The following is a 25724-nucleotide window of genomic DNA, read 5'->3' as shown; positions in this document are numbered from 1 at the left end:
GCTTCTTCTTTCTGAATGAGCTGCGATAAAGGCGTGTCACAGGAGGCACAGATGACCCAGAATGCGCGCGAGAATGTTGATACCCCTCAGGGGTTGGCCTTTGCCATTACGGCCTATTTGCTGTGGGGTTTTTTGCCGCTGTATATGAAGCTGTTGGATCATGTGCCTGCGGCCGAGGTGGTGGCGCATCGGGTGCTTTGGTCGGTGCCGGTGGCCGGGGTCCTGCTGGTCTTTCTGGGGCGTACCCGTGATCTGCGCACGGCGCTGACCAGTCCGCATACCCTTGGGATGGCCTGCGTGACGGCGGCGCTGATTTCCATCAACTGGGGGATCTATGTCTGGTCCATTTCGGCTGGGCAGGCGCTGGATGCCGCATTGGGCTATTACATCAACCCGCTGTTCAGTATTGCCCTGGGCGCGGTCTTGCTGCGCGAGAAGCTGAGCCGCACCCAGCTGGCGGCTATTGCCCTGGCGGCGGCCGGGGTTCTGGTGTTGACGCTTGAGGCCGGGCGCGTGCCGCTGGCGGCCATTGGGCTGACGCTCAGCTGGGGGTTTTATGCCTTTTTCAAAAAGCGGCTGCCGGTTGGCCCCAATCAGGGCTTTATGCTGGAGGTGCTGATCCTGACACCGCCTGCGCTGGGCTATCTGGTCTATGCTTCTGTCACTGGGACAACGCATTTTCAGGGCGTTGATGTCTGGCTGCTGATGGGCTGTGGCTTGGTGACGGCGGTGCCGCTGATCGTCTATGCCAATGGCGCGAAATTGCTGCGGCTTTCGACCATTGGGATTTTACAATATATCGCGCCAACCATGATCTTCTTGATCGCGGTTTTTGTGTTCGGAGAGGAATTCGGCCGCGCCCGGATGATTGCCTTCCCGATGATCTGGGCGGCCTTGGTGATCTATTCGATCCCATTGATCCGCAACTGGCGCAGCCCGGCAAAGACCCTCGCCTGAGGCCACCCTGGCCAAGCCCGCTTTGGGCCAGGCCGCAGGGGCGGGGCGTTCTAGCTGAGCGCCTTGCGGAATTCTAGAAAGCGGGCATCTGTCTGGACCCGTGCATTGATCGCGTCGCGGAGCGCCCCAATCGTTTTATGCGGGCGCATTACCACCTCGAAGGTCTGGATCAGCCCGGCATCATTCAGCGTGATCAGGTCAACGCCGACGCAGTCCAGATCACCGACCTTGCACTGGAACTCCAAGGCCCAATCGGCACCGTCGCCCATGATGCGGCGATAGCGGAAATCCAAGAAGATCTGCCCTACATGGCCCAGAACCGCGGCAACAGGTGCGCGTCCAGTCCAGGTTTTCCAATAGGTTGGTGGCAGAAACCGCACGTCTTCGGCCAGCAGCTCGGCGATGGCCTCTTCCTCGCCCTTGGCGACGACCTCCTGCATGCGGGTGATGGTTGGGTGCATGGTCTTCTCTCCCTTGGATTGCTTGCGGCGATGCTTGCCTTTGGCGGCCTGTGGGGCAAGCGCGACGTTGCGGGAACTTGCCCCGGACAGCAAGGCGCAGTAGGCAGGCGCTCATGGCAGTTTCAAGTGACTATACCCCGCCGCAGGACCCGCTGGAGATCCTGCATCATGACGCCCAGATTCTGGTGGTCAACAAGCCCGCTGGTTTGCTCAGCGTTCCTGGACGTGGCGCGCATCTTGCGGATTGCCTGCTCACACGGGTGCAAGCGGTTTTCCCCGAGGCCCTGCTGGTGCATCGGCTGGACCGCGATACCTCGGGGGTGCTGGTTTTTGGCGTTACGCCGCATGCGCAGCGACATCTGTCGATGCAATTTGAAAAACGCACTGCGCGCAAGGTCTATGTGGCGCGTCTTGCCGGGCGGCTAGAGCCAAGGGCCGGAGAGGTGGATCTGCCGCTGATCGTGGATTGGCCGAATCGGCCGCGCCAGATGGTCTGCCATGACACCGGAAAACCCGCCCTGACCGAATACCGGGTGGTGAAATTTGGCGAGGACGAAACCCGCGTGCGTCTGACGCCCAAGACCGGGCGGACCCATCAGCTGCGGGTGCATATGCTGGCGCTGGGCCATGCGATCTTGGGCGATCCGCTCTATGCCAGTGGCGCGGGATTGGACTATGATCGCATGATGCTGCATTCCGAAGAGCTACGGATCAAGCACCCGGATAGCAGCCTGTCGATGAAGTTTCGCGCCAAGGCGGATTTCTAGCCGGATCAGCGCTGGGGCGTCAGGTACTGATCTTCAGCCAGTCTGGCGGCAAAATATCCGGGTTGTGCAATTTGGGGTCGCCAAACCAGTTGGCCGGCCCCGCCACCCGTTTCTGCGCGTTCTGGTTCAACCAGGCGGCCCACCAGGAAAAAGAGCTGTTGCCGATGATATTGTGCTTGCACAGGCTCATCAGGCGCATGTCTTCGAAATCGGTCTCCGGCCCGTTGAAATCGACAACGACCTTGCGACAGGGCAACGGAAGGTTTTCCTTGGCCCAGTCGGGATCATCCGAAAACACATAGACCGTGGGATCGTCACCGGCCAGCCCGTCCAGAAGGCGCGCCAGCGCCGCTTCGTAATAGGCCTGATCGCAGAGCACATGGGCCGAGAGGGCCACATAATCGCCGCGCCGCACATGCAGTGAGATGGCGTTATCGTCGGTGATCTGTGCTGCCATCTCGGCGTTCTGGGTATTTGAGACCTCGGGAAAGGTGAAATCGGCGCGAATCTGGTTCGCGATACCGGCAAAGTAGCGCTCGCTCTGCCAATAGCCATGCAGGTAGCTGTCATCGCTCCAGCTTTCAAACGCGGGGTTATAGCCCAGCCCGCGCTCGCGGCGAAACTTTGGCGCCAGCCCCAACCCGCGCCACAGGGCATAGCGCAGCGGCGCCTTGTTTTTCAGTGGCGGCAGCGGGCTAGGCGGGGTGAGGGGCAGATCAAAGACCCGTGTCAGCACCCCCTCTCCGCGCTGTTCTGCACCGCGACTGTCCAGCGCCACGGGGCAGTGCAGGCGGTGCGCCAGCGCGCGGGCGGCTGCGTATTGAAACATCTGGTTGCCAAGACGGCCATGTAGGCGAGCGGTGATCATGACAGGGTCCTTCCTGGCTTTGCGCCCTTGTGAATAGAGCGAATTTTCCGGTTTGACCAGTTCTGGCCTGCGCACGGGCGGCGGCATGGGGCTTGACGCAAAGCGGGCGAGTGCCGTAAGGGGGCGCAAGGTTTGGGTTCCCTGCCTGCCGCAGCCCTGTCGGGGCCATGGTGAAACCCTAAAGACCAAGATCACATCTATCGCTCATATCTCTGGCGCGCTGGATGGCAATGCGGCCCCCATCATGACCTGCGTGCCTTTATGGGACGAGATACAGATGACTGATTTTTCAAATATACCGCCTGTGGATGCGTTAAAGCTCCAGGCAAAGCGGCTGCGACAGCAGCTCAAGTCCAGCGGCGTTGCCCTGGGCCATTCGCAATCGCTGGAACTGGTGGCGCAGCAATACGGCGCCCGCGATTGGAATACTCTGCAGGCGCGGGCCGGGAACCGGTTGCAGCTGCGCGTCGGTGATCATGTGCGCGGGCGCTATCTGGGGCAGGCCTTCACCGCCGAGGTGCGCAGCCTGACCCTGATGGGAGACGGAGAAAGCCGCCAAGTTGTCCTGCATCTCGATACCCCCGTGGATGTGGTGCGCTTTGAGAGCTTTTCCTCATTGCGGCAACGGGTTCGGGGGGTGATCGGCTGGGATGGCTGTTCGACGCTCAAGACCTCTGATGGGGTGCCGCAGCTGGTGGTCGAAGGGGCCGCCAAGGTCTGACGGTATCGGGGGGCGCAGGCAGGATTGTCGCTGGTGCGAACACAGCAAAGGCCGCCCTTGGGCGGCCTTTGCGTGGTTTTCAGGGCTGCGCTGGCCTTATTCTGGCGTCCAGCCGCCCACTGATTTGACCTCAAGAAAGTCTTCGATACCCCAGCGACCACCTTCGCGGCCATTGCCGGACTGTTTCATGCCACCAAAGGGCGCGCCGGCGCTGCGGGACTTGCCGTTGATTTCAACCATGCCAGAGCGCAGCACACGGGCCAAACGGTTGGCGCGGGCGCTGTCCTGAGTCTGTACGTAGTTGGTAAGCCCATAGGGCGTATCATTGGCGATCTCGATGGCTTCCTCTTCGGTTTCAAAGGGGATGATGCTGAGCACTGGGCCAAAGATTTCTTCGCGCGCGACAATCATCTGGTTGTTCACATCGGCAAAGACGGTGGGCTTGACGTAAAAGCCCTTGTTCAGCCCTTCGGGGCGTCCGGTGCCGCCGGCGACCAGCTTGGCACCTTCATCAATGCCCTTTTGGATCAGGTCTTGAATCTTGTTCCACTGCACCTCGTTGACCACTGGGCCGATGTGGCGGCCTTCGTTTGAGGACGGGCCAACGGAAACCTTGGCCGCTACTTCGGCGGCGGTGGCGACGGCCTGATCATAGACGCCCTTTTGCACCAACATCCGGCTTGGTGCGTTGCAGCTTTGGCCGGTGTTGTTCATCATGCTCAGCACGCCGCGTTTCACGGCCTTTTCATCGGCATCGTCAAACACCAGGTTGGCGCCTTTGCCGCCCAGCTCCAGATGCACCTTTTTCAGGGTATCTGCGGCGGCTTTGGAAATCGCGGTGCCTGCGCGGGTAGAGCCGGTGAAAGACACCATATCCACGTCGGGGTGGGCGCTCAGCTGTGAGCCAACGCCAACGCCATCACCATTGACCAGATTGAAGACGCCTTTGGGGAAACCGGCCTCGTCCATCATTTCGGCAAACAGCATTGCATTCAGCGGGCTTTGCTCAGACGGCTTCAGCACCATGGTACAGCCGGCAACCGCCGCCGCACCCACCTTCAGGGTGACCTGATTCATTGGCCAGTTCCAGGGGGTGATCAGCGCTGCAACGCCGACCGCTTCATGGATGATGCGGTCATTGGGGGCGTGGTCGCCAAGCGGTTCTTCAAAGGCAAAGGCCTTGGCCTCTTTGATGAAGTTGTCCAGGTGGTAGCTGCCGGCGCCAACCTGCTGGCTACGTGCCATTGAAATGGGGGCGCCCATTTCCAGAGACATCGCTTCCGCCATTTCATCGCCGCGTTTGGCATAAATCTCGAGCAGTTTTTCCACCAGGGCAATCCGCTCTGCCACCGGGGTAGCCATCCAACCGGGCAGCGCGGCCTTGGCAGCGGCGACGGCGGCGTCGGTATCGGCCTGATCGCCTAGCGAGATTACCGCGCAGGCCTCTTCGGTAGAGGGGTCGATCACTTCGAAATCATGTGCCTGTGCGGGGGCCACCCACGCACCGTTGATGTAAAAGTCGCGTTTCTCAATCATGTCCGGGTCTCCCATTTCGATGCAGGTTCTGGCTGGCGGGCCAGAGGTCAAGCGGTACTCTGTCATCCCGGTTACCGAGGGGCAAGCTCTCATGCGGAATAATTTGATCAAATTATTCGTGCCAGTCGGATTGACGGCAAAGTTTGGCAGGGATTGGCCCAATCAGTCTTGGCTTTGGTGTTTTGGGGTGGTGAATCTTCTGTTGGACTGTAACGTTGCGGCATCATGAAACCGGGCTGAAGACTGGCCCGATGATGACCAAAGAGGAGACCGTTATGGGTTTGCGTATTAATGATGTCGTTCCAAACTTCACCGCCGAAACCGACCAGGGAGAGATCAGCTTCCACGATTGGATCGGCGACAGCTGGGCCATTTTGTTTTCTCACCCCAAGGATTTCACCCCGGTCTGCACCACCGAGTTTTCGGCAGTGGCGCAGCTGAGCGATGAATGGGCAAAGCGCGGCACCAAGGTCATCGGCGTCTCTGTTGATGGTGTTGAGGATCACAAGAAATGGAAAGGTGATATCGAGAAATACGGCAATGCCGCCGCTGGCTTCCCGATCATCGCCGATGAAGGTCTGGCCGTTTCCAAGGCTTTTGACATGCTGCCCGCCGAGGCCTACCTGCCCGATGGCCGCACCCCTGCTGATAGCGCCACGGTGCGGTCTGTCTTTATCATTGGGCCGGACAAGCAGCTGAAGCTGTCGATGACCTACCCGATGACCGTTGGCCGCAACTTTGCCGAGATCCTGCGCGCCTTGGATGGGCTGCAAATGTCCATCGGCAACGGTGTCGCCACCCCGGCAAACTGGGTTCCGGGTGAAGATGTGATCATCCCGCCCACCGTGTCGAATGAGGATGCCAAAGCCAAGTTTGGCGAATTCGAGACCGTCTTCCCCTACCTGCGCAAAACCAAAGCGCCCAGCTAAGGCTGATGACATTTCCCAAGACGTGAAAAGGGGCCATTGGCCCCTTTTTTCCGTTTCAGGCGGTGTGTTTTGTCAGCTCGGGCCCATGATGACGGATGCTGCAAGGCCGCTTAGGCGTATCGAAGCGGACTGTGCGAAATCGGCAGGTTATCTCTTCTGTGGTCGTGATGAAATCTGGGCGCGATAGAGAGTGCGTTTGAATTCGCGGCTGAGCTTGCTGCCAGATTTTCGTTTCTGGATGGTGGATCCCCCCAGCGCCTCGGTTTGTTCGGAAACGCCGTTGGGCAGGATGGTGTGAATCGGCTGCTGGTGGATCCAGTGCATCTGCAGAAAGGTATCCACCGGACGGTCCAGCACCTCGGTTGCGGCCAGCAGGCGCTGGGCGGCGCTGCGACCAACCACCTGCGCCACGGTCTGCAGCCCGATCACCTTGGGTAGGAACAGTTTGCTGTCGCCTTCCTGGCCGATCTGGGTGGCGGGGGCCTCGCGGCGTTTGGCGGGCAGGCGGATAAAGCGATCCGGGGTCGCAAAGCGGTGAATGAGGGCGCAGGCCTGGCCCCAGCCGATTGCATCAAGGGCCAGGTCATCCTCGACAATCAGCGCGTAATCCCAGCCGGTATCGACAATGCGCTGCCAGCAGCGTCGGTGCGACAGGAAGCAGCCAATTTCGCCGGGACCGAGGGGAAAGGGGTAGGGCGGCTGATGCAGATCGCCGGGGCGCAGCATCTCTGCATGGTCCGCAGCCACCTTGCGTCCGTTCACCGCCTCGATCACCTCGGCGTTGGGCAGCGAGAACAGCAGGTGTTCGACATTGGCGGCGCGGTTGCTGCTGCCGGGCATATGGATGATCAGCGAATGCATGTCTTCACCTAGCGCAGATCCGGCGCCAGGGAAAGCTTCCTGCCAAAGACCCGGTGCCTGCTTGCCATTGATGATCTGTACCCGTTTGAAACATGGGATGATCTGGTGCCGCAACGGGCATGAAAAAGGCCCCAGCGCAACACGCCGGGGCCTTTCGTTTGGTCAGATCAGAAGGCTGGATCAGTCTTCTTTTTTCTCAGGAGCCATCTCTTCTCCGGTTTCCTGATCGATCATCTTCATCGACAGGCGGACCTTGCCGCGATCGTCAAAGCCCAAGAGCTTCACTTTCACTTCCTGGCCTTCCTTCAGAACATCCGAAGGGTGGTTCAGGCGGCGGTTTTCGATCTGGCTGACGTGCACCAGGCCGTCGCGCTTGCCAAAGAAGTTCACAAAGGCGCCGAAGTCGACGATTTTGACAACTTTCCCGGTGTAGACTTTGCCTTCTTCGGGCTCGGCCACGATGGAATAGATCATGTCGTAGGCTTTCTTGATCGAGTCGCCGTTGGGCGATGCGATCTTGATGATGCCTTCGTCATTGATATCAACCTTGGCGCCGGAAACTTCGACGATCTCGCGGATGACTTTACCGCCGGAACCGATGACTTCACGGATCTTGTCGGTGGGCACCTGCATGGTTTCGATGCGTGGCGCGTGGACCGAGAATTCCGCAGCACCGGACAGTGCTTTGTTCATCTCGCCCAGGATGTGGATACGGCCAGCTTTGGCCTGCTCCAGGGCTTTTTCCATGATCTCGGGCGTGATGCCTGCGATCTTGATGTCCATCTGCAAAGAGGTGATACCTGCTTCGGTACCGGCCACTTTGAAGTCCATGTCGCCAAGGTGATCTTCGTCACCCAGGATGTCGGACAGGATCGCGTAGGAACCGTCGTCTTCCAGGATCAGACCCATGGCAACACCGGCAACCGGTGCTTTCAGCGGCACGCCTGCATCCATCATCGACAAGGAGCCACCGCAGACCGAAGCCATCGAGGAGGAGCCGTTGGATTCGGTGATCTCGGAGACCACGCGGATGGTGTAGGGGAAGTCGGTTGCCGCAGGCAGAACCGCCTGAAGCGCGCGCCATGCCAGCTTACCGTGACCAATTTCACGACGGCCGGGGCCGCCCACACGACCAACTTCACCAACCGAATAGGGAGGGAAGTTATAGTGCAGCAGGAAGTTGGATTTGAAGTTGCCATGCAGCGCGTCGATGAACTGCTCATCGTCGCCGGTACCCAGCGTGGTCACAACCAGACCCTGGGTTTCACCACGGGTGAACAGGGCAGAACCGTGTGTACGCGGCAGCAGGCCGGTTTCGGAAACGATGTCGCGGATCTCATCGGTGGCACGGCCATCGATACGCTTGCCGGTTTTGACAACATCGCCACGCAGAATGCCCGCTTCCAGCTTTTTCAGGGCGGAACCAAGGTTGGCGTCGTCCAGCTGCTCTTCGGTCAGGGATTCTTTGATGGTGGCGCGTGCGGCGGCAACAGCGGCGGTGCGCTCTTGCTTGTCGCTGATCGCAAAGGCGGCGCGCATTTCTGTTTCACCCGCAGCTTTCACCGCTTCAAACAGATCGGCATAGTCAGGCGCAGCAAAATCGAAGGGCTCTTTTGCTGCTTCTTCCGCCAGCGAGATGATCAGGTCGATCACAGGCTGGATGGCATCATGGGCAAATTTGACCGCGCCGAGCATTTCAGCTTCCGACAGCTCATAGGCTTCGGATTCGACCATCATCACCGCGTCTTTGGTGCCGGCAACAACCAGATCCAGGCGCTGATCAGGGTTCAGGCGCAGGTCCTGCATGTCGTCGACGGTTGGGTTGAGGACGTATTCGCCGCCTTCAAAACCAACGCGGGCCGCTGCGATTGGACCCATGAAGGGCGCGCCAGACAGGGTCAACGCGGCAGAGGCCGCGATCATCGCAACCATGTCCGGGTCATTGACCAGATCGTGGCTCAGCACGGTGCACATCACCAGGACTTCGTTTTTGAAGCCAGGCACAAACAGCGGGCGGATCGGACGGTCGATCAGGCGCGCAGTCAGTGTTTCTTTTTCGGTGGGGCGCGCTTCGCGCTTGAAGAAACCGCCGGGCACTTTACCCGCGGCATAGTATTTTTCCTGATAGTGGACGGTCAGGGGAAAGAAGTCCTGGCCAGGCTTTTGCTGGCGGGCAAAAGTCACGTTGGCCATAACGCTTGTTTCACCCAGGGTGGCGATGACCGAGCCATCAGCCTGACGGGCAACCTTGCCCGTTTCCAGTGTCAGCGTTTCTTCGCCCCACTGCATCGATTTTTTCGTAACGTTGAACATGTCAGCATCCTATATGGGAGCACTCCCAGGCGGATCCCGGGTCTCCCGTTGCATGTAGCGGCCGCATTGCCGCCGGCTTCTTCCATCTTTATTTCGCGTGTCGAAGCCAAGCACGTGTCTCAGATAAACCGCCCTTACAGCAGAATGTCGCCAAAAGAAAGGAAAAGCACAGGGGGCGGGCCTTGCTACGCGCAAGAGCGGCGATATATTACTGAAAAGATGAGGACGACCTCCCCCGCATGCAGCGGGTTAGCACACGGGACGGCCCGGTTTTGGGCCCTTTGGGGCCACAGATATATGGGGTCGCAGATGCGCAGTACAGCAGATCGAATTCGTCACGCCATCAGTTTTGAAGTAATCGGACTACTGGTGGCCATCCCGCTGGGAGCCTGGGCCTTTGGGCTGGAGATGCACGCGATTGGCGTGATTGCCTTGGTCGGGGCGACCCTGGCCACACTCTGGAACTATCTGTTCAATCTTGGCTTTGACCGCGCCATGATCCACTGGGTTGGTCACAGTCAGAAATGGCCGACCCTGCGGGTTCTTCATGCGCTGCTGTTTGAGGCTGGTCTGTTGGCGATGCTGTTGCCCTTCATCGCCTGGCACCTGCAAATCGGGATCTGGGCCGCGCTGGTGATGGACCTTGGGTTCGCCGGATTTTATCTTGTCTATGCTTTTGTTTACAACTGGGCCTATGATCTGGTGTTTCCGATTCCGGCGCAGGCCAGCCTTGACTAAGGCGCTTCGCTTTCCATGGTGAAACTGCTTGCGAGCCGTTGCAGGGTCGCGGGATTTGCCCTGTAAAACACCCTGTTCTTGATCGTCTTCGGGGGGATCAGTCCCTTCTGATCTGACTAGCCTGTTGTCTTTTTGCACCGGGGATCGGCAAGTAGATCATTTGATCGACTTGCTGTCCCGCATTGACCACAAGGCTGAAGAGGCAAGGGTCTGGTGCGGGTGTCTTGAATGGGTGCGCCGTGACTAACGATCAAAGGCATCAAGCCACCCCTGTTCCAGGGATCCGTGTAGGCCGATCGCTGCGTGCCAGAGTTGCCGCTTCTGCCCGGTCCAGGCTGGCCAGGGCCTGTTCCAGAGTGTCGCCTCTGGCTTTGGTCTTTAGCCAGACTTTGCGGCAAGAGGCAGGCGACCAGGGCAGCTTGGCGCCCTGAATCCAAAGCCGCAGGTCGCGCGGCAATTGGTCATAGGCTCGCATGGGGTCTTCGCTGCGTTTGCGGCGCTTTACGCTGGTTTCACCAAGGTTGCGTTTTGATGGGCGGGTGGCTGAAGAAGAGGGCATCGATTCTATTATGTTATAATATATCGAAACCTTCTAATGATCGAATCGATTTGATGCAAGCGAGCCGCCCTGCGACAAACAAAAAACGCCCGCTCTAATCAGAGCGGGCGTTGATAATCCGAATGGATTGGTGTTCTTAGCGGCGGATGCCAAGGCGTTTGATCAGGTCCTGGTAACGGGCCACATCTTTGCCTTTGGTGTAGTCCAGCAGCTTACGACGCAGAGCAACCATTTTCAAAAGGCCACGACGACCGTGGTTGTCTTTTTTGTGGGTTTTGAAGTGCTCGGTCAGGGTGTTGATGCGCGAGGTAAGGAGAGCAACCTGTACTTCGGGCGAACCGGTGTCGCCTTCTTTGGTTGCGAATTCTTTCATCAAGCGTGCTTTTTCTTCAGCTGTAATCGACATCGGGGTCTCCTTAAAAAGGTTAGAGGGATGGCACAGGCCGGGATGTCGTCCAGCGCAGGCCCATGGAGTAGAGCTGTCCCGAATCTATGACAGATGCAGAGCAGATGCGGGCGTATAGGCGGTATTGCGGGAAAAGGCAAAGATGTTTTGCCCCGATCATTCTGCTGAGATTAACCAGGCAAGAACCCGGCAGAGATCGCAGATTGGCTGTCGATCAGCGCGATGTCAGCGACGCTCAGCCCTTCGCCGCCCGAAAGGCGCAGAACCTCGGTGCCATTTACCCGGATGATCTGCTGGCCGGGGGTCTCTTCATCGGGTTCGATTGTGATCTGCGGCTCCGCTTCGCTATCCGGGGTCCAGAAGACCACCAGCTGATCTTCGGACCTGTCAAAATCAATCAATTCAACAGCCTCGCCGCTGCCTGCCAGATCTTCGGCCCAGATGTGATCCGCGCCGTCGCCTGCGGTTACGATATCGCCGGCTCCGGCCACCAGGGTGTCATCGCCCGCGCCGCCGTTGAGGTAATCCGTCTCATCGCCATCATCGGCACCCCACACAAAATCATCGCCGCTGCCGCCAAACAAGCTGTCCTGACCGTCGCCGCCTGCCAGCGTGTCATTGCCGTCATTGCCATGCAGCGCGTCATTGCCGGCCCCGCCGTCCAGGCTGTCGTTGTCCGCACCGCCATGGGCGGTATCGTTGCCGTCGTCGCCTGTCAGGGTGTCCGCACCAAAATGGCCAAACAGCGCGTCGTCGCCCGCATCGCCCCGCAGCGCGTCATCGCCGTATTCTCCGTGCAGGGTGTCACCGCCGCTGCCCCCCGCCAGCGTGTCGTCCCCTGTTGCCCCATGCAGGCTGTCATTGCCTGCGCCGCCCTCGATGGAATCGTCGCCCGCATAGCCGTTCAGCTGGTCGTTGCCGGCCAGGCCGGTGATGTGGTCGTTTAGGTCGCTGCCGACAATGGTGTCAGCCAGGTCAGACCCTGTCAGCTGCGGCCCGTCCAACAATGGCAGATCTCCACTGCCGTTGCTCTCGCTGTCTGTGTCACTGCTGCTGTCAATAAAATCGCAGAGTTCCAGCCCGCTGTCGGTGCCGCTGTCGGTGTCGCCCTCTGTTGCGCCATCAAGGAATTCATCGGCAGGAACTACAGGGGCAACCGGCGGAGCATCGTCCCCGGCCTGATCCTCTGAGGTCTGATCGTCGCTAAAATCCAACAGGGCGGCACCGCCAATCCCCATAAGCCCCAAAAGACCTGCAAACCACAACATGGCATCACTCCAAAACCAAAGCGACCGTCGCGCAGACTAGGGTGACGATCCGTGGTCAGTCTGCCATATCCGGCTTAATTGTCTCCAAACAAATGCGGAACATGGCGCCTGGGTGCTTTGCTGGCAAGTTCAACGGCTTGGAGAGAATTCAGCGAATTCCTGCCGTTAAAAATACGTCAATTCCAAAGCTGCGGGGCCTGAGAATAGGCAATATAGAGCGGATGCTTGGGGTGGCCGTGCTTGCTCAGCCCCAGGTGATGCAGCGGTTTGCCGCTGGCGCGCAGCAGGTCGGCGATGATCGCGCCCTGGCCGCGATGCGCCCCATGGGTGCCCCAGGCGCAGATTACCATATCGGCCCAGTGCATGCCCGCAAGGATCGCCGTTCGATTGTCGGGGCCTTCCGGGTCAGCGGCGGCGCGCATCACCTTTGGATCGGTGGCGCGCAGGGCAAAGATATTGGTGGCTTGAAAGCCGCCAAACCCCAGGGCGCGGGCGCGACGTTCGCAGCGCTCAATCGTGGGGTCGTTCTGTACCTCAGTGGCCTTGGAGGGGTTCAGCATCACAAACATCACCCGCTGGCCTGTGGGTTCCCAAACGCGGGTCAGGCTGTAGCGATAGGTTTCGCAGTCGGAATAGACAGCGGTGGAGGGCGCATCGCCCTTGGTATGGCTGCGGCTGATCATGGCGCTGTCCTGCCAGCCTGCCAGCGATGAGGCAAGCCCATCGCAGCACAGATCTGTCCGGCGCTATGTATCACTCTGGCTGCACAAACACGCGCGAGGGGTGCAATTCGCCTGCCTTGTAGATGCCCACGGCAACAGCCTTGCCTTCAAACGAGGCCCAGGCTTCATCGCCGTATTCGACGGTTGCCGCCAGCACCATGCCGGGATTGCCATTGCGCAGGCGCACCGCACCTTCCGGGGTGCATTTCAGCTCGGGCAGATCGGCCAGCCCCTGTTCCAGCGGGCGCAGATAGCTGTCCAGCTCTGGTGTGCGTTCCATCCGCAGGATGTCGTCCAGCTTCAGCCCGTCGGCGGCATCAAATGGGCCGGACCAGATGCGGCGCAGCTCCTTCACGTGGCCATGACAGCCCAGTGCCGCGCCCAGATCCCGCGCGATAGAGCGCACATAGCCGCCCTTGCCGCAGGTCATTTCCAGGACCACGTGGTCGGGATCGGGACGATCCACCAGCACCAGTTCTTCCACCCAAAGCGGTCGGGCAGCGATTTCAAAGTCATCATCGCCGTCGCGGGCCAGTTTATAGGCGCGCTGCCCGTCGATCTTGACGGCAGAAAACTTAGGCGGCACCTGCTGGATATCGCCGATAAAGGCACCCAGCGCCTGCTTGATCTCTTCATCCGTGGGGCGCGCATCGCTACTGGCAATGGTTTCGCCTTCGGCATCATCGGTGTTGGTGGCCTGGCCCAGCCGCACGGTAAAGGTATAGGCCTTCAACGCGTCGGTAATATAGGGAACGGTCTTGGTGGCCTCGCCCAGGGCAATGGCCAGCACGCCGGTTGCCTCGGGGTCGAGCGTCCCTGCATGGCCGGCCTTCTTGGCCTCCAGCGCCCAGCGGACCTTGTTGACGACAGCGGTCGAGGTCAGCCCGGCAGGTTTATCCACTACCAGCCAACCTGAAATATCGCGCCCTTTGCGTTTGCGTGCCATGTCGTTCCCCGAATGCAAGTGAGGCACGCGGCCTAGCCCAGGGATGCTGTCCTGTCAATTCGACAGTCCAAAGTCCTGGGGCGGTGTGATCAGCCTGGACGGTGACCGGTGTGGCGTCTGGCGGCGGGTTATTCCACCACGCCGATCACCGGCCCCATCATGAAACCCGCATCAGAGCGGCCGATCTGTGGCGCATGCAGGCGTGATATATTGCCGTCGAAATACAGCGCATTGGGCAGTTTCAAATAGTCGCGGAACAGGCTGCCAAACTGGTGGAAGGTCACCGCATTCCGCGAAATGGCAAAGACCGCGCGGCGGCCATCCGCCGAGGTGCCAACCCCGTTGCGAATATAATACGAGGTAGAGTCGGGCAGAAACCGCGGATGCAGCGCGCCATCAATCACCAGCATCGGCCCCGACTGAGTCGCCGAGGTGCAGCGGGGGGCCGCATCGCGAAAGGCGAGGGATTCAAACACATCGGCGCGGCCTTCGCGCAGGCACAAGACGCCATTGGGAAGCAGGCCAAAATTGCCCGGTCCGGCATTGGTCACCAGCCGCATCTCTTGCTTGCCATCTTCAACATAGAGCCCGACCGGCGCGCGATCGGCGTGATACATGCCGGCATTGGTCGCAAAGGCGAGGGCCTTGCCTTCTGCAGCGAGCGCCTCTTCGATGCGGGAAAAATGGCCATAAACCTGACCTTGTTCATCGTGCAGAAACAGCCGGAGCTGCGCCCGGCTGGCATCCACTTCGCATAGCGTATAGCGATTGCCATCATAGGCGATATCTTCGCACTGCAGCGGAGCTGTCTCGGCGGCTGCCTGTTCTTCAGTGATCTGTGCGGTCGCTACCACGTCTGACCCGCTGTCGGCCCCCAGTGTCGGTGCCGCCCAAAGGGTGGCTAGCACTGCCAGGGCCGGGCGGATCACTCGTCGAGATCGCGGCGCACCGCGTCCTGTTCCAGCATCTTGCGGGTGGCATCCATCTGATCATAGGTCAGATCCAGCTGGAAGCGCAGGTCTGGGGTGTATTTCATCCCAAGCTTCTTGCCTGCCAGGGTGCGTAGCTCCCACTTGTTGCGGGCCAGCAGTTTGAGCAGGTCCTCTTGCCCCTTGCCGCCCAGCGGCAACACATAGGCCGTCGCGATGCGCAGATCAGGGGTGACGCGGACCTCACCGACGGTCACGGACATGCGGTTCAGCTCGGGGTCGTGCAGTTCCCCACGCATCAGCACTTCGGACAGGGTCCGGCGGATCAGCTCGCCGACGCGCAGCTGCCGTTGGGAGGGGGCGCGCCCCTCAGAAGATTTGTTCTTTGCCATAACTTCGATCTAAGCCGAAACCTGCCCTTTGCCAAGTCATCGCCAAGCAGGTAGGAGAAAACCAGCAAAAACATCGACCCATTCAGCAATGAGGACCACAGCAATGACCAAAACACCGGGGATCGTGATCACGGGGGCCTCTGGCCGCATGGGGCAGATGTTGATCAAGACGGTGCTGGACAGCGACAAGGCGCGGTTGGTCGGCGTGGTGGAACGCAGCGGTCATCCCTGGGTCGGTCAGGATCTTGGCCTGGCGATGGGTGGCAGTGAAATCGGCGTGATGGTCAGCGATGATCCGCAGGCAGTGTTTGCGCAGGCGCAGGCAGTGATTGATTTCACTTCTCCGGAGGCCACATTGGCCTTTTCCAAGATGGCGGCCGAGGCGGGCGCGGTGCATGTGATTGGCACCACGGGCATGTCCGAGGCGCAGATTGCGGCGCTGAAACCTGCCGCCGCCAAGACGGTTCTGGTACGGGCCGGCAATATGAGCCTGGGTGTCAACCTGCTGGTGCAGCTGACCAAAAAGGTCGCCGCCGCGCTAGATGAGGATTTTGACATCGAGGTGATCGAGGCGCATCACCATCACAAGGTGGATGCCCCCTCAGGCACCGCGCTGATGCTGGGCGAAGCTGCCGCCGAGGGGCGCGGGGTTGCCTTGGCGGATGTGTCTGATTCGGGGCGTGATGGCATCACCGGGGCACGCAAACGTGGTGACATCGGCTTTAGCGCCATTCGCGGCGGCGATATCGTGGGGGAGCATGACGTGCTTTTTGCTGCCGCCGGGGAACGTATCGTGCTGCGCCATATGGCGACGGATCGGGCGATTTTCGCCCGTGGCGCGCTGAAGGCGGCGCTTTGGGGGCAGGGGCAGGCGCCGGGGGAATACGACATGCTGGATGTGCTTGGGCTGTAAGCCGCATCAGTCGGCCATCCAAGGGCCAGTTGCGATCATTGGCATTGGCGCGACTGGCTCTCACTGAGTTATTAGCCAGTTCCAGGCGCGCAAAGCCGGTTCCTACATTGGCGTTGCATGCGCTAAAAATCGATGGCGATGCCCTTTTTCTCCCAGTCGCCATACCGGGCCGGGTCCAGCCCGTCACGTCCGCCGAGTTCCACGGGTGGTTTTGCCTTGGCCTCGGCCTCTTTGCGGCGCTGTGCGGCTTCGGCCAGGGCGCGCTGGGCGGCAGGGGGCAGGGTTGGCTGTGTGCTCTCTGCATCCTGTGGGGCTGCGCTTTGTTGCGGGGTCTGGGTCTCGTCGCTCATCGCGGGTTCCTTTATGCTGCGGCCATGGTATACGCCCCTCCTTGGTGGGGACAAGCCACCCGACGCGCTGATGCTATGGCCAGCAAGGCGCGCCCCCATGCGAAGGAGAGCAGCAATGTCCGATGGAACCCAGGCCCGCCGTACGGTGATCTACCTTCTGGATCAGGTTCTGGGCGAGGGCCGGTTGTTGGCAGAATGTTATGCCGCTGGCGCGCTGGAGCGGCTGACGCCGGAAGATCGTGCCCGTACCCAGCGCCTGACCCTGCAGACCCTGCGCAGCCTGGAACGCGCCGATCGCGTGCTGCAAAAGCATCTGAAGAAATCGACGCCGCTGACCGTGCATAATGCGCTGCGGCTGGGAACGGTTGAACTGTGCCACGGGGCTGCCGCGCATGGGGTGGTCAATGACATGGTGGCGATCATCTCCAAGCACCGCCGCCATGGCCAACTGAAAGGGCTGGTCAATGCGGTGCTGCGCAAAGTGGCAGATCAGGGTCCGGCAGAATGGGCCAAACTGCGGGTGCCGCGCCTGCCGAAATGGCTGCGCAGCCCGCTGGCGCAGGCCTGGGGCAGTGCCGCCATGCTTGAGATTGAAGCGGCCCACTATGCCGGCGCGCCGTTGGATATTACCGGAAAACCGGGTGCGGATTTGTCGCCGCTGGGCGGACAGCGCATGGCGACGGGGTCGCAGCGTCTGGCCGAGGCCGGGCAGGTTTCGGTGCTGCCGGGGTATGAGGCCGGGGATTGGTGGGTGCAGGATGCCGCTGCTGCACTGCCCGCCCAGATCCTGCAGGCGCAAAAGGGCGAGCGGGTGCTTGATCTTTGTGCAGCGCCGGGTGGCAAGACCATGCAGATGGCCGCCAGCGGTGCCTTGGTGACGGCGGTGGATAGCTCTGCTGCGCGGATGGATCGCCTGCGCGAAAACCTTGCCCGCACCGGGCTGGCTGCCGATCTGGTGGTTGGCGATGCCTTGGAACAGGCGGGGCAGTTTGATGCGGTATTGCTGGATGCACCCTGTTCTGCCACCGGTACCATTCGCCGCCACCCCGATCTGCCACATGCCAAGGACGGCGCGGCCTTTGGTGCCCTGATAGAGCTGCAGGCGCAGATGCTTTCCCATGCCTGGAGCCTGGTCAAACCCGGTGGGCGTCTGGTCTTTTGCACCTGTTCGCTGCTGCCGGACGAAGGCGAATGCCAGATCGAAGAGGCGCTGGAGATCTTTCCGGATATGTCCGCCGACAGCAGCGTGCTGGCGTCGCTGGGAATTGATCCGGCCTGGATCACTGAAGAAGGCGGCCTGCGTCTGCGCCCGGATTACTGGCGGGATCAGGGTGGCATGGATGGGTTTTACATGGCGCTTTTGCGCAAATCTGCCTGATCGATACCCCGCCTGTGCATTCTTCGGTGACTTGAGACAGCAACACCGCTAGTCTTTTGCCAAAACGCCAGAACTTCAAAGCAAAAGGCGTGAGGCAGAGAGCATGTCCAGATACGATAGAGTGGCGGGTCGTGGGACCCGGATCATGAATAGGTTATATGCCTGGCGCGCCCGCAAGCAGCCAGCCGCCAGCGGGTTTGTGTCACGCCCCGAGCCGCGCACCATCGGCAGTTTTGCCCGTGGGCGGCAGCTGGTGGCAGGCAATCTGCTCTTTGCTGGGTTTTTGGTCGAATCGGACACCACCGGGCTCTGGGATGTGACGGCCCCCGATGCGGCCTTCGAGGCAGAGCGTCAGGGGTTTGCCTGGCTGGATGATCTGGCAGCGGTGGGCGATATCCGGGCGCGGCAGAAGGCCCAGAAATGGGTCTGGGGCTGGATCGAAACCCATGGCGCTGCGGCCGGGTTTGGCGCGGCCCTGTCATGGTCGCCGGATCTGACCGGGCGGCGGGTTATCCGCTGGATCAACCACGCATTGTTTTTGCTCAGCGGCAAGGACCGGGCCGAGAGCGAGGCCTTTTATCAGTCTCTGTCGCAGCAGACCTGGTTCCTGTCGCGGCGCTGGCAGGGGGCCTCTCCGGGGTTGCCCCGGTTTGAGGCGCTTACAGGGCTGATCTATGCCGGGCTGGCGCTACAGGGGCGCGAAGAGCTGGCCGATCCGGCCATCCGCGCCCTGGCGCAGGAATGTGAAAGCCAGATCGACGCTGAAGGCGGTGTGCCAACCCGCAACCCCGAAGAACTGCTGGAGGTCTTCACCCTGCTGACCTGGGCTGCCGCCGCCCTGCATGAGGCGGGGCGCACGGTGCCTGCAGCGCAGATCAAGGCGATAGAACGGATTGCCCCGGCACTGCGGACGTTGCGCCATGCGGACGGCGGGCTGGCGCGGTTTCACGGCGGCGGTCGTGGACTGGAAGGTTGGCTGGATCACGCGCTGGCCGCCGCCCATGTTTCCGGCAAGCATCTTGATGGTCTGGCGATGGGCTATGCCCGGCTTGCGGCCCGGCGCACATCGGTGGTGATCGATGCGGCTGTTCCGCCCCAAGGGGCGGCCTCGAGCAATGGCCATGCCTCGACCCTGGCGTTTGAGCTGACCTCGGGGCGGCGTCCCCTGGTGGTGAACTGCGGATCGGGAGAGACCTTTGGCCTGGAATGGCGTCGTGCAGGGCGGGCCACCCCGTCGCATTCCACCCTTTGCCTGGCGGGGCATTCCAGCGCGCGTCTGGCACCGGCGGACCGCACCACCGGGCAAGAGCTACTGGTCGAGGGGCCAGCCGAGGTGCAGATCGCGCTGGAGGAAGAGACCACAGCCAACCGCTTTCAGGGCGGTCATGACGGTTATCTGCGTGATTTTGGCCTGACCCATGCGCGCACCCTGGAATTGTCAGATGATGGCCGCAGCCTGTCGGGCGAAGATCTTCTGGTGGCCATCGAAGAGCCTGCCAAGCGGGTTTTCTCCAAAATGCTGGATCGCTCTGGCACCCAGGGTATTGGCTTTGAGTTGCGACTACACCTGCACCCAGAGGTGGATTCGACGCTGGATCTGGGGGGCGCTGCAGTTTCGATGGCGCTGAAAAGCGGTGAGATCTGGGTCTTCCGCCATGATGGAAACTGTGAATTGACGCTGGAACCCAGTGTTTATCTGGAAAAAACGCGATTAAAGCCGCGAGCAGCCAAGCAGATCGTTTTATCTGGCCGCGCAATCGAGTATGCGACACGCGTCCGGTGGACGCTGAGCAAGGCGCAAGAGACCGCCATTGCCGTGCGTGACCTGAATCGGGATGAGCCCGAGATTTTTGATTGAGCCTAGACTTGAGCCTGAAAAGGACCGCCCTGCCATGACCGACCAGACCCCCATTCGCCGCGCCCTGCTTTCCGTATCCGACAAGACGGGTCTTATCGACCTGGGCAAGGCGCTAAGCGCACGCGGCGTTGAGCTTTTGTCCACCGGCGGTTCCGCCAAGACCCTGCGTGAGGCCGGGCTAGAGGTCAAGGATGTGGCTGAAATCACAGGCTTTCCTGAAATGATGGATGGGCGGGTGAAAACTCTTCATCCGATGGTACACGGCGGGCTGCTGGCGCTGCGCGACAATGCCGATCACATCAAGGCGATGGAAGAGCATGGTATCGGCCCGATCGATCTTTTGGTGGTGAACCTTTACCCGTTTGAAGAAACTGTGGCCAAGGGTGCCGATTATGATACCTGCATCGAAAACATCGATATTGGCGGCCCGGCAATGATTCGCGCCGCCGCCAAGAATCACGGTGATGTCACCGTGGTTGTGGATGTCGCCGATTATGAGGCGCTGCTGGCCGACATGGATCAGAACGGTGGCACCACCGCACCTGATTTCCGCCGCAAGCTGGCCCAGATCGCCTATGCCCGCACCGCTGCCTATGATGCTGCCGTATCCACCTGGCTGGCCGCCGCGCTAGAGCTGGAAGCCCCGCGCCGCCGTGCCTTTGCCGGTGAGCTGAAGCAGACCCTGCGCTATGGTGAGAACAGCCACCAGAAAGCAGCTTTCTACACCGATGGCACCGATCGCCCCGGTGTCGCCACGGCGCTGCAGCTGCAGGGCAAGGAGCTGTCCTACAATAATATCAATGACACGGATGCCGCCTATGAACTGGTGGCGGAATTTGATCCGGCTGAAACAGCTGCGGTGGCGATCATCAAGCACGCCAACCCTTGCGGCGTTGCCAAGGGGGCGAGCCTGGTTGAAGCCTATCAAAAGGCCTTTGATTGTGACCGCACCTCTGCCTTTGGTGGCATCGTGGCGCTGAACCAGCCGCTGGATGCGGAAACAGCCACCAAGATTGTCGAGATCTTCACTGAGGTGGTGATTGCCCCCGGCGCTTCGGACGAGGCCAAGGCGATCTTTGCCGCCAAGAAAAACCTGCGCCTGCTGTTGACTGATGGTCTGCCGGATACACGCGCTGCCATCACCGCTTATAAACAGGTGGGCGGCGGTGTTCTGGTGCAGGACAAAGACGTGGGCTACGTTGGCATGGATGACCTGAAAGTGGTGACGGAAAAAGCCCCCACCGAAGAGCAAATGCAGGACCTTCTGTTCGCCTGGAAAGTCGCCAAACACGTGAAATCCAACGCCATCGTCTATGTCAAAGGCAATGCCACCGTTGGCGTTGGGGCCGGCCAGATGAGCCGCCTGGATAGCGCCAATGTTGCGGCTTCCAAGGCGCAGCGCATGGCGGATGAACTGGGTCTGGACGAAAGCCTGGCCAAGGGATCGGCTGTGGCATCTGATGCGTTCTTTCCCTTTGCTGATGGTCTGCTGGAAGCAGCAGCAGCAGGCGCAACCTGCGTGATCCAGCCGGGCGGTTCCATGCGTGACGACGAGGTGATCGCCGCTGCCAACGCGCAGGGCATTGCCATGGTCTTTACCGGCATGCGCCACTTCCGCCACTAAACAAGACACGAGAAAAAAATGGCAGCAGCACGTTTGATTTTTTGGGGCGCCTTCTGGGCCTTTCTGGTGGACCAGGCTAGTAAATATCTGGTCATCCACTGGATGGGCCTGTCCCGGCGTCTGAGCATAGATGTGCTGCCGCCCCTGCTGAATTTTCGCTATGGGGAAAACACTGGCATCAATTTTGGCCTGTTTGACAGCGATGTCGATACGGCGCGCTGGGTGTTGATTGGCCTGTCGCTGGCGATTTGTCTGGCGCTTGTGCTTTGGGTTGGGCGAGGCCGCGACAAGGGCGCGCTGATGCATGTTTCCGCCGGGCTGGTGATCGGCGGGGCCCTTGGCAATGTCGCGGATCGCCTGCTCTATGGTTATGTGCTCGATTTTCTCAATATGTCCTGCTGCGGGGTCAACAACCCCTATGTGTTCAATCTGGCAGACGTGTTCATTTTTGCTGGGGCGGCTGGTTTGATCCTGTTTGAGGGACGCAGCAAAAAGCCTGCGTGACCTCCCCCGGGAAATAGGCTAAAACCGCGTTGAAACTGGCGGGAGTATTGGGGAAATGCGAATTCCTCTGGCAATTATCGGTCTGATCTGTGCCGTGGCTGTAACAGGCTGCGGACAAAAATCGTTGCGCGACATTCGCAGCACCGGCCCCGGACCAGATGAATTTCTGGTGCTGCCGCCAAAACCGCTGAGCGCGCCGGCTGACTATGCCGCGTTGCCGCAGCCAACGCCGGGTGGCACCAATCGCACGGATACCAATCCGCAGGCCGATGCCGTGGCGGCCCTGGGCGGCAAGCCCTCGGCGCTGGTGCCGGGATCAGGTGTTCCAGCCAGCGATGCCGGCCTTGTCACCGCGTCTAGCCGGTATGGCGTGTCGCCGAATGTGCGCCAGGCCCTGGCTGCAGAAGATGCCGCTTTCCTCAAACGCAGACGGCGCGGCGGACGTATCAAGATCGCGCCGGTTGACCGCTACGAACAGATCTACGCCAAAGAGACGCTTGACCCCTTTGCCGCCAATGAGGCCTTTCGCCGGGCCGGGGCTGGCACACCCTCTGCGCCACCTGTGAGTGAAGAATAGCGGCCACAGCCTGATCACCTTGTCTTGTTGCCTGCCGCCGCTTTGGGCAGGTGCGACCGGCTGCGGTGGCTGTGCGGCCAGCGATCACCTTTGCGATAGTGATACTTGCGCTTGCGCCTCAAGGGGGTAGGTTAAGCGCGGATGAGCGGGTTGCGCTATTCCAACCATGATACCCGTCAGATGGCAGGCCAGATCCAGCGCGGCTAGATCGAAACTGATCCGGGGCCGCAGGCAGCCTGCCCGGTTCATCTGACTGGCACCATGGTTTGAAGCGACCCACTTGCCCCACTGATACATCAACGCCCGATATAGGCCCGCGCTGCGGTCTGCAGCCCTGGTCTCGATAATGAGGAGAATGCCAAATGATCCCAAGGATTACCTTGGCGGCGACCATGCTGAGCATCAGCCTGACAGGCAGCATGATCGGAGTCGGCAGCGGCGCTCTGGCTGAAACGCCCGCGACGGTCACAAAGGCCGAAGACCCGGTCACAAGTTTTTCGTTGGACAATGGCATGCAGGTTGTCGTGGTCGAAGATCACCGGGTGCCCGTGGTGCAGCATATGGTCTGGTACCGGGCGGGTTCTGCTGATGAACCTATTGGTCAGTCCGGGGTTGCGCATTTTCTGGAACATTTGCTGTTCAAGGGCACAGATACCCTTGCCCCCGGCGAACTTTCGGCGACCGTGGCGGCCAATGGTGGGCGCGACAATGCCTTCACCAGTTATGATTACACAGCTTATTTTCAGCGGGTTGCTTCGGATCGGCTGGAACTGATGATGCAGATGGAAAGCGACCGGATGGTCAATCTGCGCCTTGCCGAAGAGGATATTGTTACCGAACGCGAAGTGATCCTGGAAGAGCGCAACCAGCGCACGGATAACAGCCCTCGCGCTTTGTTTTCTGAACAGCTGAACGCTGCGCAATATCTGAACCATCGCTACGGGCAGCCGGTGATCGGCTGGCGTCACGAGATGGAAGAGCTGGACATGGCCGATGCGCTGTCCTTTTACGGCACCTATTACGCGCCAAATAATGCCATTCTGGTGGTGTCGGGTGATGTGGATCCGGAAGAGGTGAAATCCTTGGCCGAGACCTATTATGGCGCGATCCCTGCAAATCCAGATCTGCCGCAGGTTCGGGCGCGCAGCAAAGAGCCGCCGCAAAACGCAGAGCGTCGCCTGATCTACCGTGACCCTCGCGTCGCCCAGCCCTATGTCCAGCGCTCTTATCTGGCGCCGGAACGCGATGCGGGCGCACAGGAAAAGGCCGCGGCGCTGTATCTTCTGGCCGAACTGCTGGGCGGGGGGACGACATCATATCTGGCCAACGCGCTGCAGTTTGATCAGCAGGTCGCGGTCTACACGGGTGCGTTTTATTCAGGCGTTTCGCTGGATGCGACCAGCTTTGATTTTCTGGTGGTTCCAGCCGAAGGGGTCACCCTGCAAGAGGCCGAGGATGCATTGGATGCCACCCTGGCCGAATTCATGGCCAAAGGCGTGGATATGGAGCAGCTAGAGCGGATCAAACTGCAATTGCGGGCTTCGGAAATCTATGCGCGCGATAATGTCGATGGCATCGCCAATCGTTATGGCCGGGCGCTGACCTCGGGGCTGACGATTGCGGATGTGCAGGATTGGCCAAAGGTTTTGCAATCGATTACCGCGGATGAAATCATCGCTGCGGCGCAGGATTTGCTTCGTCCTGAGGCCTCGGTGACGGGGTGGATGATGCGGCAGGAGGAGGGCAAGTGATGCGCCTTACAGTGATAAAGACGGCTCTGTTTTTCTGGGCCGGGATCGCAGCGCTGGCGCTGCCGGCGCAGGCGGAAATCAAGATAGAAGAAGTCACTTCACCCGGTGGCATCACTGCCTGGCTGGTCGAGGACCATTCGATCCCCTTTACCGCGCTAGAGCTGCGCTTTCGCGGCGGCACCTCGCTGGATGCGCCGGGCAAACGGGGGGCGACCTATCTGATGGCTGGCCTTCTGGAGGAAGGATCCGGTGACATGCGGGCGCAGGACTATACCCGCGCGGTTGAAAATCTGGCAGCCAGTTTTGGCTATGATGCCGACCGTGACAGCCTGTCGATCTCGGCCCGCTTTCTGAGCGAAAATCGCGATGCGGCAATTGCCCTGCTGCAGCAAACCCTGCAGCAGCCACGCTTTGATCAGGATGCATTGGACCGGGTTCGAGCACAGGTGCTTGCCGGGCTGCGGTCTGATCTGAAGGACCCCAACAAGATCGCCAGCCAGGCCTTTGCCGCCATGGCCTATGGCGACCACCCCTATGGCAGTTCCGGAAAGGGCAGCATCGAGAGCGTTTCGGAGCTGACGCGGCAGGATATCTTTGCTGCGCATGATGCCATCTTTGCCAAAGACCGGCTCTATGTCAGTGCGGTGGGGGACATCACCCCCGAAGATCTGGGGCTACTGCTGGATCGGCTGTTGGGCGATCTGCCCGCCGCCGGGGCGGCGCTGCCGGGGCCAGCCGAGGTGACCATTCCCGGGGGGGTCAGCATCGTTGACTATGACACACCGCAATCGGTGGCGCTGTTTGGCCATCAGGGGATTGAACGCGATGATCCCAGGTTCTTTGCCGCCTATATCATGAACCAAATTCTGGGCGGCGGGTCGTTTGACAGCCGCCTGATGAAAGAGGTACGGGCAAAACGCGGGCTGACCTATGGTGTCTATTCCTATCTGGTGCCGCAGGATCTTGCGGCGACCTACATGGGGCAGCTGGGATCGGCCAACAGCAAGATGGCCGAAGCGGTCGAGGTGATTCAGGCTGAATGGCAGCGCCTTGCCAGCGATGGCGTCACCGAGAAAGAGCTGCAAGATGCCAAGACCTATCTGACCGGGGCCTATCCGCTGCGCTTTGATGGCAATGGCCAGATTGCATCGATCCTGGTGGGGATGCAGATGGATGACCTGCCGATCGACTATGTGCGGACCCGCAATGACAAGATCAACGCGGTGACACTAGAGGAGCTCAACCGCGTTGCCGCAGAGGTTCTGCGCCCGCAGGAGCTGCAATTTATCGTTGTGGGCCGCCCCGTTGGTTTGGCCGAGACAATCAACTGATCCCATCTGGCGCAGATCTTTAGCGGACGCATGCAACAAGAAAGGCCGGGGAAATTCCCCGGCCT

Annotated in this window: 26 protein-coding genes; 13 read left to right on the top strand and 13 right to left on the bottom strand. The window is 60.4% G+C overall.

Annotated features, from left to right (window positions below; genetic code table 11):
* The first annotated feature begins 51 nt into the window (after window positions 1–51).
* The gene (rarD, locus tag ACN0VH_RS06770) at window positions 52–957 is read left to right on the top strand and encodes an EamA family transporter RarD (RefSeq protein ID WP_278922279.1); all 906 of its coding nucleotides are present in this window, start codon (window positions 52–54) and stop codon (window positions 955–957) included.
* A 50-nt stretch (window positions 958–1007) separates the two neighbouring features.
* On the opposite strand, the gene ACN0VH_RS06765 is transcribed toward rarD, so the two are convergent.
* Complete coding sequence (locus tag ACN0VH_RS06765; protein ID WP_278922280.1) at window positions 1008–1418, bottom strand: nuclear transport factor 2 family protein; 411 nt, start codon at window positions 1416–1418, stop codon at window positions 1008–1010.
* 113 nt (window positions 1419–1531) lie between these two features.
* Between ACN0VH_RS06765 and ACN0VH_RS06760 the strand changes: the two genes are divergently transcribed.
* Window positions 1532–2185, top strand: coding sequence for a pseudouridine synthase (locus ACN0VH_RS06760; protein ID WP_417700068.1), 654 nt, complete (start codon window positions 1532–1534; stop codon window positions 2183–2185).
* A gap of 19 nt (window positions 2186–2204) precedes the next feature.
* On the opposite strand, the gene ACN0VH_RS06755 is transcribed toward ACN0VH_RS06760, so the two are convergent.
* On the bottom strand, window positions 2205–3053 hold the full coding sequence (locus ACN0VH_RS06755; RefSeq protein ID WP_417700067.1) for an alpha-1,2-fucosyltransferase: 849 nt from the start codon (window positions 3051–3053) through the stop codon (window positions 2205–2207).
* A 277-nt stretch (window positions 3054–3330) separates the two neighbouring features.
* Here ACN0VH_RS06755 and ACN0VH_RS06750 point away from each other — a divergent pair, with 277 nt between their 5' ends.
* Entirely contained in the window at window positions 3331–3774 is a 444-nt protein-coding gene (locus tag ACN0VH_RS06750; RefSeq protein WP_278922283.1) for a glyoxalase superfamily protein, read from the top strand.
* A 96-nt stretch (window positions 3775–3870) separates the two neighbouring features.
* Here ACN0VH_RS06750 and ACN0VH_RS06745 read toward each other — a convergent pair whose 3' ends face one another.
* Window positions 3871–5310, bottom strand: coding sequence for an aldehyde dehydrogenase family protein (locus tag ACN0VH_RS06745; protein WP_278922284.1), 1440 nt, complete (start codon window positions 5308–5310; stop codon window positions 3871–3873).
* A gap of 275 nt (window positions 5311–5585) precedes the next feature.
* Here ACN0VH_RS06745 and ACN0VH_RS06740 point away from each other — a divergent pair, with 275 nt between their 5' ends.
* The gene (locus ACN0VH_RS06740; RefSeq protein ID WP_278922285.1) at window positions 5586–6239 is read left to right on the top strand and encodes a peroxiredoxin; all 654 of its coding nucleotides are present in this window, start codon (window positions 5586–5588) and stop codon (window positions 6237–6239) included.
* 147 nt (window positions 6240–6386) lie between these two features.
* Here ACN0VH_RS06740 and ACN0VH_RS06735 read toward each other — a convergent pair whose 3' ends face one another.
* Both ACN0VH_RS06735 and pnp read right to left on the bottom strand, forming a co-directional pair.
* Window positions 6387–7100 carry a glycosyltransferase family 25 protein gene (locus ACN0VH_RS06735; protein WP_417700066.1) on the bottom strand — a complete coding sequence of 238 codons (714 nt, stop codon included), beginning with the start codon at window positions 7098–7100 and terminating at the stop codon, window positions 6387–6389.
* Window positions 7101–7280: 180 nt separating this feature from the next.
* A complete protein-coding gene (gene pnp, locus ACN0VH_RS06730; RefSeq protein ID WP_278922287.1) occupies window positions 7281–9413 on the bottom strand; it encodes a polyribonucleotide nucleotidyltransferase in 2133 nt (710 codons plus the stop codon).
* A 309-nt stretch (window positions 9414–9722) separates the two neighbouring features.
* Between pnp and ACN0VH_RS06725 the strand changes: the two genes are divergently transcribed.
* On the top strand, window positions 9723–10151 hold the full coding sequence (locus ACN0VH_RS06725) for a PACE efflux transporter (protein ID WP_278922288.1): 429 nt from the start codon (window positions 9723–9725) through the stop codon (window positions 10149–10151).
* Between the two features lie 259 nt (window positions 10152–10410).
* Here the strand turns inward: ACN0VH_RS06725 and ACN0VH_RS06720 are convergent, their stop codons facing one another.
* The 7 genes from ACN0VH_RS06720 to rbfA form a co-directional block, all read right to left on the bottom strand.
* Window positions 10411–10710 carry a DUF6525 family protein gene (locus ACN0VH_RS06720; protein WP_278922289.1) on the bottom strand — a complete coding sequence of 100 codons (300 nt, stop codon included), beginning with the start codon at window positions 10708–10710 and terminating at the stop codon, window positions 10411–10413.
* 136 nt (window positions 10711–10846) lie between these two features.
* Entirely contained in the window at window positions 10847–11116 is a 270-nt protein-coding gene (gene rpsO, locus ACN0VH_RS06715) for a 30S ribosomal protein S15 (RefSeq protein ID WP_278922290.1), read from the bottom strand.
* Between the two features lie 170 nt (window positions 11117–11286).
* On the bottom strand, window positions 11287–12384 hold the full coding sequence (locus ACN0VH_RS06710) for a calcium-binding protein (RefSeq protein WP_417700065.1): 1098 nt from the start codon (window positions 12382–12384) through the stop codon (window positions 11287–11289).
* Window positions 12385–12560: 176 nt separating this feature from the next.
* Window positions 12561–13067: a DUF1643 domain-containing protein gene (locus ACN0VH_RS06705; protein ID WP_417700064.1), complete on the bottom strand. Its 507-nt coding sequence runs from the start codon at window positions 13065–13067 to the stop codon at window positions 12561–12563.
* A 70-nt stretch (window positions 13068–13137) separates the two neighbouring features.
* Window positions 13138–14052: a tRNA pseudouridine(55) synthase TruB gene (gene truB / locus ACN0VH_RS06700; RefSeq protein ID WP_278922293.1), complete on the bottom strand. Its 915-nt coding sequence runs from the start codon at window positions 14050–14052 to the stop codon at window positions 13138–13140.
* A 128-nt stretch (window positions 14053–14180) separates the two neighbouring features.
* Window positions 14181–14888: a phosphodiester glycosidase family protein gene (locus tag ACN0VH_RS06695; RefSeq protein WP_278922358.1), complete on the bottom strand. Its 708-nt coding sequence runs from the start codon at window positions 14886–14888 to the stop codon at window positions 14181–14183.
* Window positions 14889–14977: 89 nt separating this feature from the next.
* A complete protein-coding gene (gene rbfA, locus ACN0VH_RS06690; RefSeq protein ID WP_278922294.1) occupies window positions 14978–15373 on the bottom strand; it encodes a 30S ribosome-binding factor RbfA in 396 nt (131 codons plus the stop codon).
* Between the two features lie 103 nt (window positions 15374–15476).
* Between rbfA and dapB the strand changes: the two genes are divergently transcribed.
* Window positions 15477–16286, top strand: a complete 810-nt coding sequence (gene dapB / locus ACN0VH_RS06685; RefSeq protein ID WP_278922295.1) for a 4-hydroxy-tetrahydrodipicolinate reductase — start codon at window positions 15477–15479, stop codon at window positions 16284–16286.
* A 122-nt stretch (window positions 16287–16408) separates the two neighbouring features.
* Here the strand turns inward: dapB and ACN0VH_RS06680 are convergent, their stop codons facing one another.
* Window positions 16409–16636 (bottom strand): DUF1674 domain-containing protein, encoded by a 228-nt coding sequence (locus tag ACN0VH_RS06680; protein WP_278922296.1) that lies wholly within the window; start codon window positions 16634–16636, stop codon window positions 16409–16411.
* 115 nt (window positions 16637–16751) lie between these two features.
* Between ACN0VH_RS06680 and ACN0VH_RS06675 the strand changes: the two genes are divergently transcribed.
* The 7 genes from ACN0VH_RS06675 to ACN0VH_RS06645 all read left to right on the top strand — a co-directional run bounded on the left by ACN0VH_RS06675 (window position 16752) and on the right by ACN0VH_RS06645 (window position 25659).
* On the top strand, window positions 16752–18014 hold the full coding sequence (locus ACN0VH_RS06675) for an RsmB/NOP family class I SAM-dependent RNA methyltransferase (RefSeq protein WP_417700062.1): 1263 nt from the start codon (window positions 16752–16754) through the stop codon (window positions 18012–18014).
* A gap of 103 nt (window positions 18015–18117) precedes the next feature.
* Window positions 18118–19872, top strand: a complete 1755-nt coding sequence (locus ACN0VH_RS06670) for a heparinase II/III family protein (protein WP_278922298.1) — start codon at window positions 18118–18120, stop codon at window positions 19870–19872.
* Between the two features lie 34 nt (window positions 19873–19906).
* The gene (purH, locus tag ACN0VH_RS06665; RefSeq protein ID WP_278922299.1) at window positions 19907–21496 is read left to right on the top strand and encodes a bifunctional phosphoribosylaminoimidazolecarboxamide formyltransferase/IMP cyclohydrolase; all 1590 of its coding nucleotides are present in this window, start codon (window positions 19907–19909) and stop codon (window positions 21494–21496) included.
* An 18-nt stretch (window positions 21497–21514) separates the two neighbouring features.
* Window positions 21515–22000, top strand: a complete 486-nt coding sequence (gene lspA / locus ACN0VH_RS06660; protein WP_278922300.1) for a signal peptidase II — start codon at window positions 21515–21517, stop codon at window positions 21998–22000.
* Between the two features lie 55 nt (window positions 22001–22055).
* The gene (locus tag ACN0VH_RS06655) at window positions 22056–22577 is read left to right on the top strand and encodes a DUF3035 domain-containing protein (RefSeq protein WP_417700060.1); all 522 of its coding nucleotides are present in this window, start codon (window positions 22056–22058) and stop codon (window positions 22575–22577) included.
* A 362-nt stretch (window positions 22578–22939) separates the two neighbouring features.
* Window positions 22940–24328 (top strand): M16 family metallopeptidase, encoded by a 1389-nt coding sequence (locus ACN0VH_RS06650; RefSeq protein ID WP_278922302.1) that lies wholly within the window; start codon window positions 22940–22942, stop codon window positions 24326–24328.
* Window positions 24328–25659, top strand: a complete 1332-nt coding sequence (locus tag ACN0VH_RS06645; protein WP_278922303.1) for a M16 family metallopeptidase — start codon at window positions 24328–24330, stop codon at window positions 25657–25659. The genes ACN0VH_RS06650 and ACN0VH_RS06645 overlap by 1 nt, the downstream gene beginning before the upstream one ends.
* Window positions 25660–25724 lie beyond the last annotated feature (65 nt).

This window comes from Pseudophaeobacter sp., assembly GCF_048267565.1.
Classification (GTDB): Bacteria; Pseudomonadota; Alphaproteobacteria; order Rhodobacterales; family Rhodobacteraceae; genus Pseudophaeobacter; species Pseudophaeobacter profundi.
The sequence above is the reverse complement of the archived record's forward strand: the minus strand, read 5'-3'. Positions and strand labels throughout refer to the sequence as shown.

What these genes read in the sequence shown, in the direction of transcription:
- rpsO (WP_278922290.1), bottom strand. Translation starts at nt 11,116, where the DNA reads ATGTCGATTACAGCTGAAGAAAAAGCACGCTTGATGAAAGAATTCGCA.
- ACN0VH_RS06740 (WP_278922285.1), top strand. Translation starts at nt 5,586, where the DNA reads ATGGGTTTGCGTATTAATGATGTCGTTCCAAACTTCACCGCCGAAACC.
- ACN0VH_RS06750 (WP_278922283.1), top strand. Translation starts at nt 3,331, where the DNA reads ATGACTGATTTTTCAAATATACCGCCTGTGGATGCGTTAAAGCTCCAG.
- pnp (WP_278922287.1), bottom strand. Translation starts at nt 9,413, where the DNA reads ATGTTCAACGTTACGAAAAAATCGATGCAGTGGGGCGAAGAAACGCTG.
- ACN0VH_RS06650 (WP_278922302.1), top strand. Translation starts at nt 22,940, where the DNA reads ATGATCCCAAGGATTACCTTGGCGGCGACCATGCTGAGCATCAGCCTG.
- lspA (WP_278922300.1), top strand. Translation starts at nt 21,515, where the DNA reads ATGGCAGCAGCACGTTTGATTTTTTGGGGCGCCTTCTGGGCCTTTCTG.
- dapB (WP_278922295.1), top strand. Translation starts at nt 15,477, where the DNA reads ATGACCAAAACACCGGGGATCGTGATCACGGGGGCCTCTGGCCGCATG.
- ACN0VH_RS06645 (WP_278922303.1), top strand. Translation starts at nt 24,328, where the DNA reads ATGCGCCTTACAGTGATAAAGACGGCTCTGTTTTTCTGGGCCGGGATC.
- ACN0VH_RS06710 (WP_417700065.1), bottom strand. Translation starts at nt 12,384, where the DNA reads ATGTTGTGGTTTGCAGGTCTTTTGGGGCTTATGGGGATTGGCGGTGCC.
- ACN0VH_RS06755 (WP_417700067.1), bottom strand. Translation starts at nt 3,053, where the DNA reads ATGATCACCGCTCGCCTACATGGCCGTCTTGGCAACCAGATGTTTCAA.
- ACN0VH_RS06760 (WP_417700068.1), top strand. Translation starts at nt 1,532, where the DNA reads ATGGCAGTTTCAAGTGACTATACCCCGCCGCAGGACCCGCTGGAGATC.
- ACN0VH_RS06725 (WP_278922288.1), top strand. Translation starts at nt 9,723, where the DNA reads ATGCGCAGTACAGCAGATCGAATTCGTCACGCCATCAGTTTTGAAGTA.
- ACN0VH_RS06680 (WP_278922296.1), bottom strand. Translation starts at nt 16,636, where the DNA reads ATGAGCGACGAGACCCAGACCCCGCAACAAAGCGCAGCCCCACAGGAT.
- ACN0VH_RS06675 (WP_417700062.1), top strand. Translation starts at nt 16,752, where the DNA reads ATGTCCGATGGAACCCAGGCCCGCCGTACGGTGATCTACCTTCTGGAT.
- purH (WP_278922299.1), top strand. Translation starts at nt 19,907, where the DNA reads ATGACCGACCAGACCCCCATTCGCCGCGCCCTGCTTTCCGTATCCGAC.
- ACN0VH_RS06705 (WP_417700064.1), bottom strand. Translation starts at nt 13,067, where the DNA reads ATGATCAGCCGCAGCCATACCAAGGGCGATGCGCCCTCCACCGCTGTC.
- ACN0VH_RS06655 (WP_417700060.1), top strand. Translation starts at nt 22,056, where the DNA reads ATGCGAATTCCTCTGGCAATTATCGGTCTGATCTGTGCCGTGGCTGTA.
- ACN0VH_RS06765 (WP_278922280.1), bottom strand. Translation starts at nt 1,418, where the DNA reads ATGCACCCAACCATCACCCGCATGCAGGAGGTCGTCGCCAAGGGCGAG.
- rarD (WP_278922279.1), top strand. Translation starts at nt 52, where the DNA reads ATGACCCAGAATGCGCGCGAGAATGTTGATACCCCTCAGGGGTTGGCC.
- ACN0VH_RS06745 (WP_278922284.1), bottom strand. Translation starts at nt 5,310, where the DNA reads ATGATTGAGAAACGCGACTTTTACATCAACGGTGCGTGGGTGGCCCCC.
- ACN0VH_RS06720 (WP_278922289.1), bottom strand. Translation starts at nt 10,710, where the DNA reads ATGCCCTCTTCTTCAGCCACCCGCCCATCAAAACGCAACCTTGGTGAA.
- ACN0VH_RS06670 (WP_278922298.1), top strand. Translation starts at nt 18,118, where the DNA reads ATGTCCAGATACGATAGAGTGGCGGGTCGTGGGACCCGGATCATGAAT.
- rbfA (WP_278922294.1), bottom strand. Translation starts at nt 15,373, where the DNA reads ATGGCAAAGAACAAATCTTCTGAGGGGCGCGCCCCCTCCCAACGGCAG.
- truB (WP_278922293.1), bottom strand. Translation starts at nt 14,052, where the DNA reads ATGGCACGCAAACGCAAAGGGCGCGATATTTCAGGTTGGCTGGTAGTG.
- ACN0VH_RS06735 (WP_417700066.1), bottom strand. Translation starts at nt 7,100, where the DNA reads ATGCATTCGCTGATCATCCATATGCCCGGCAGCAGCAACCGCGCCGCC.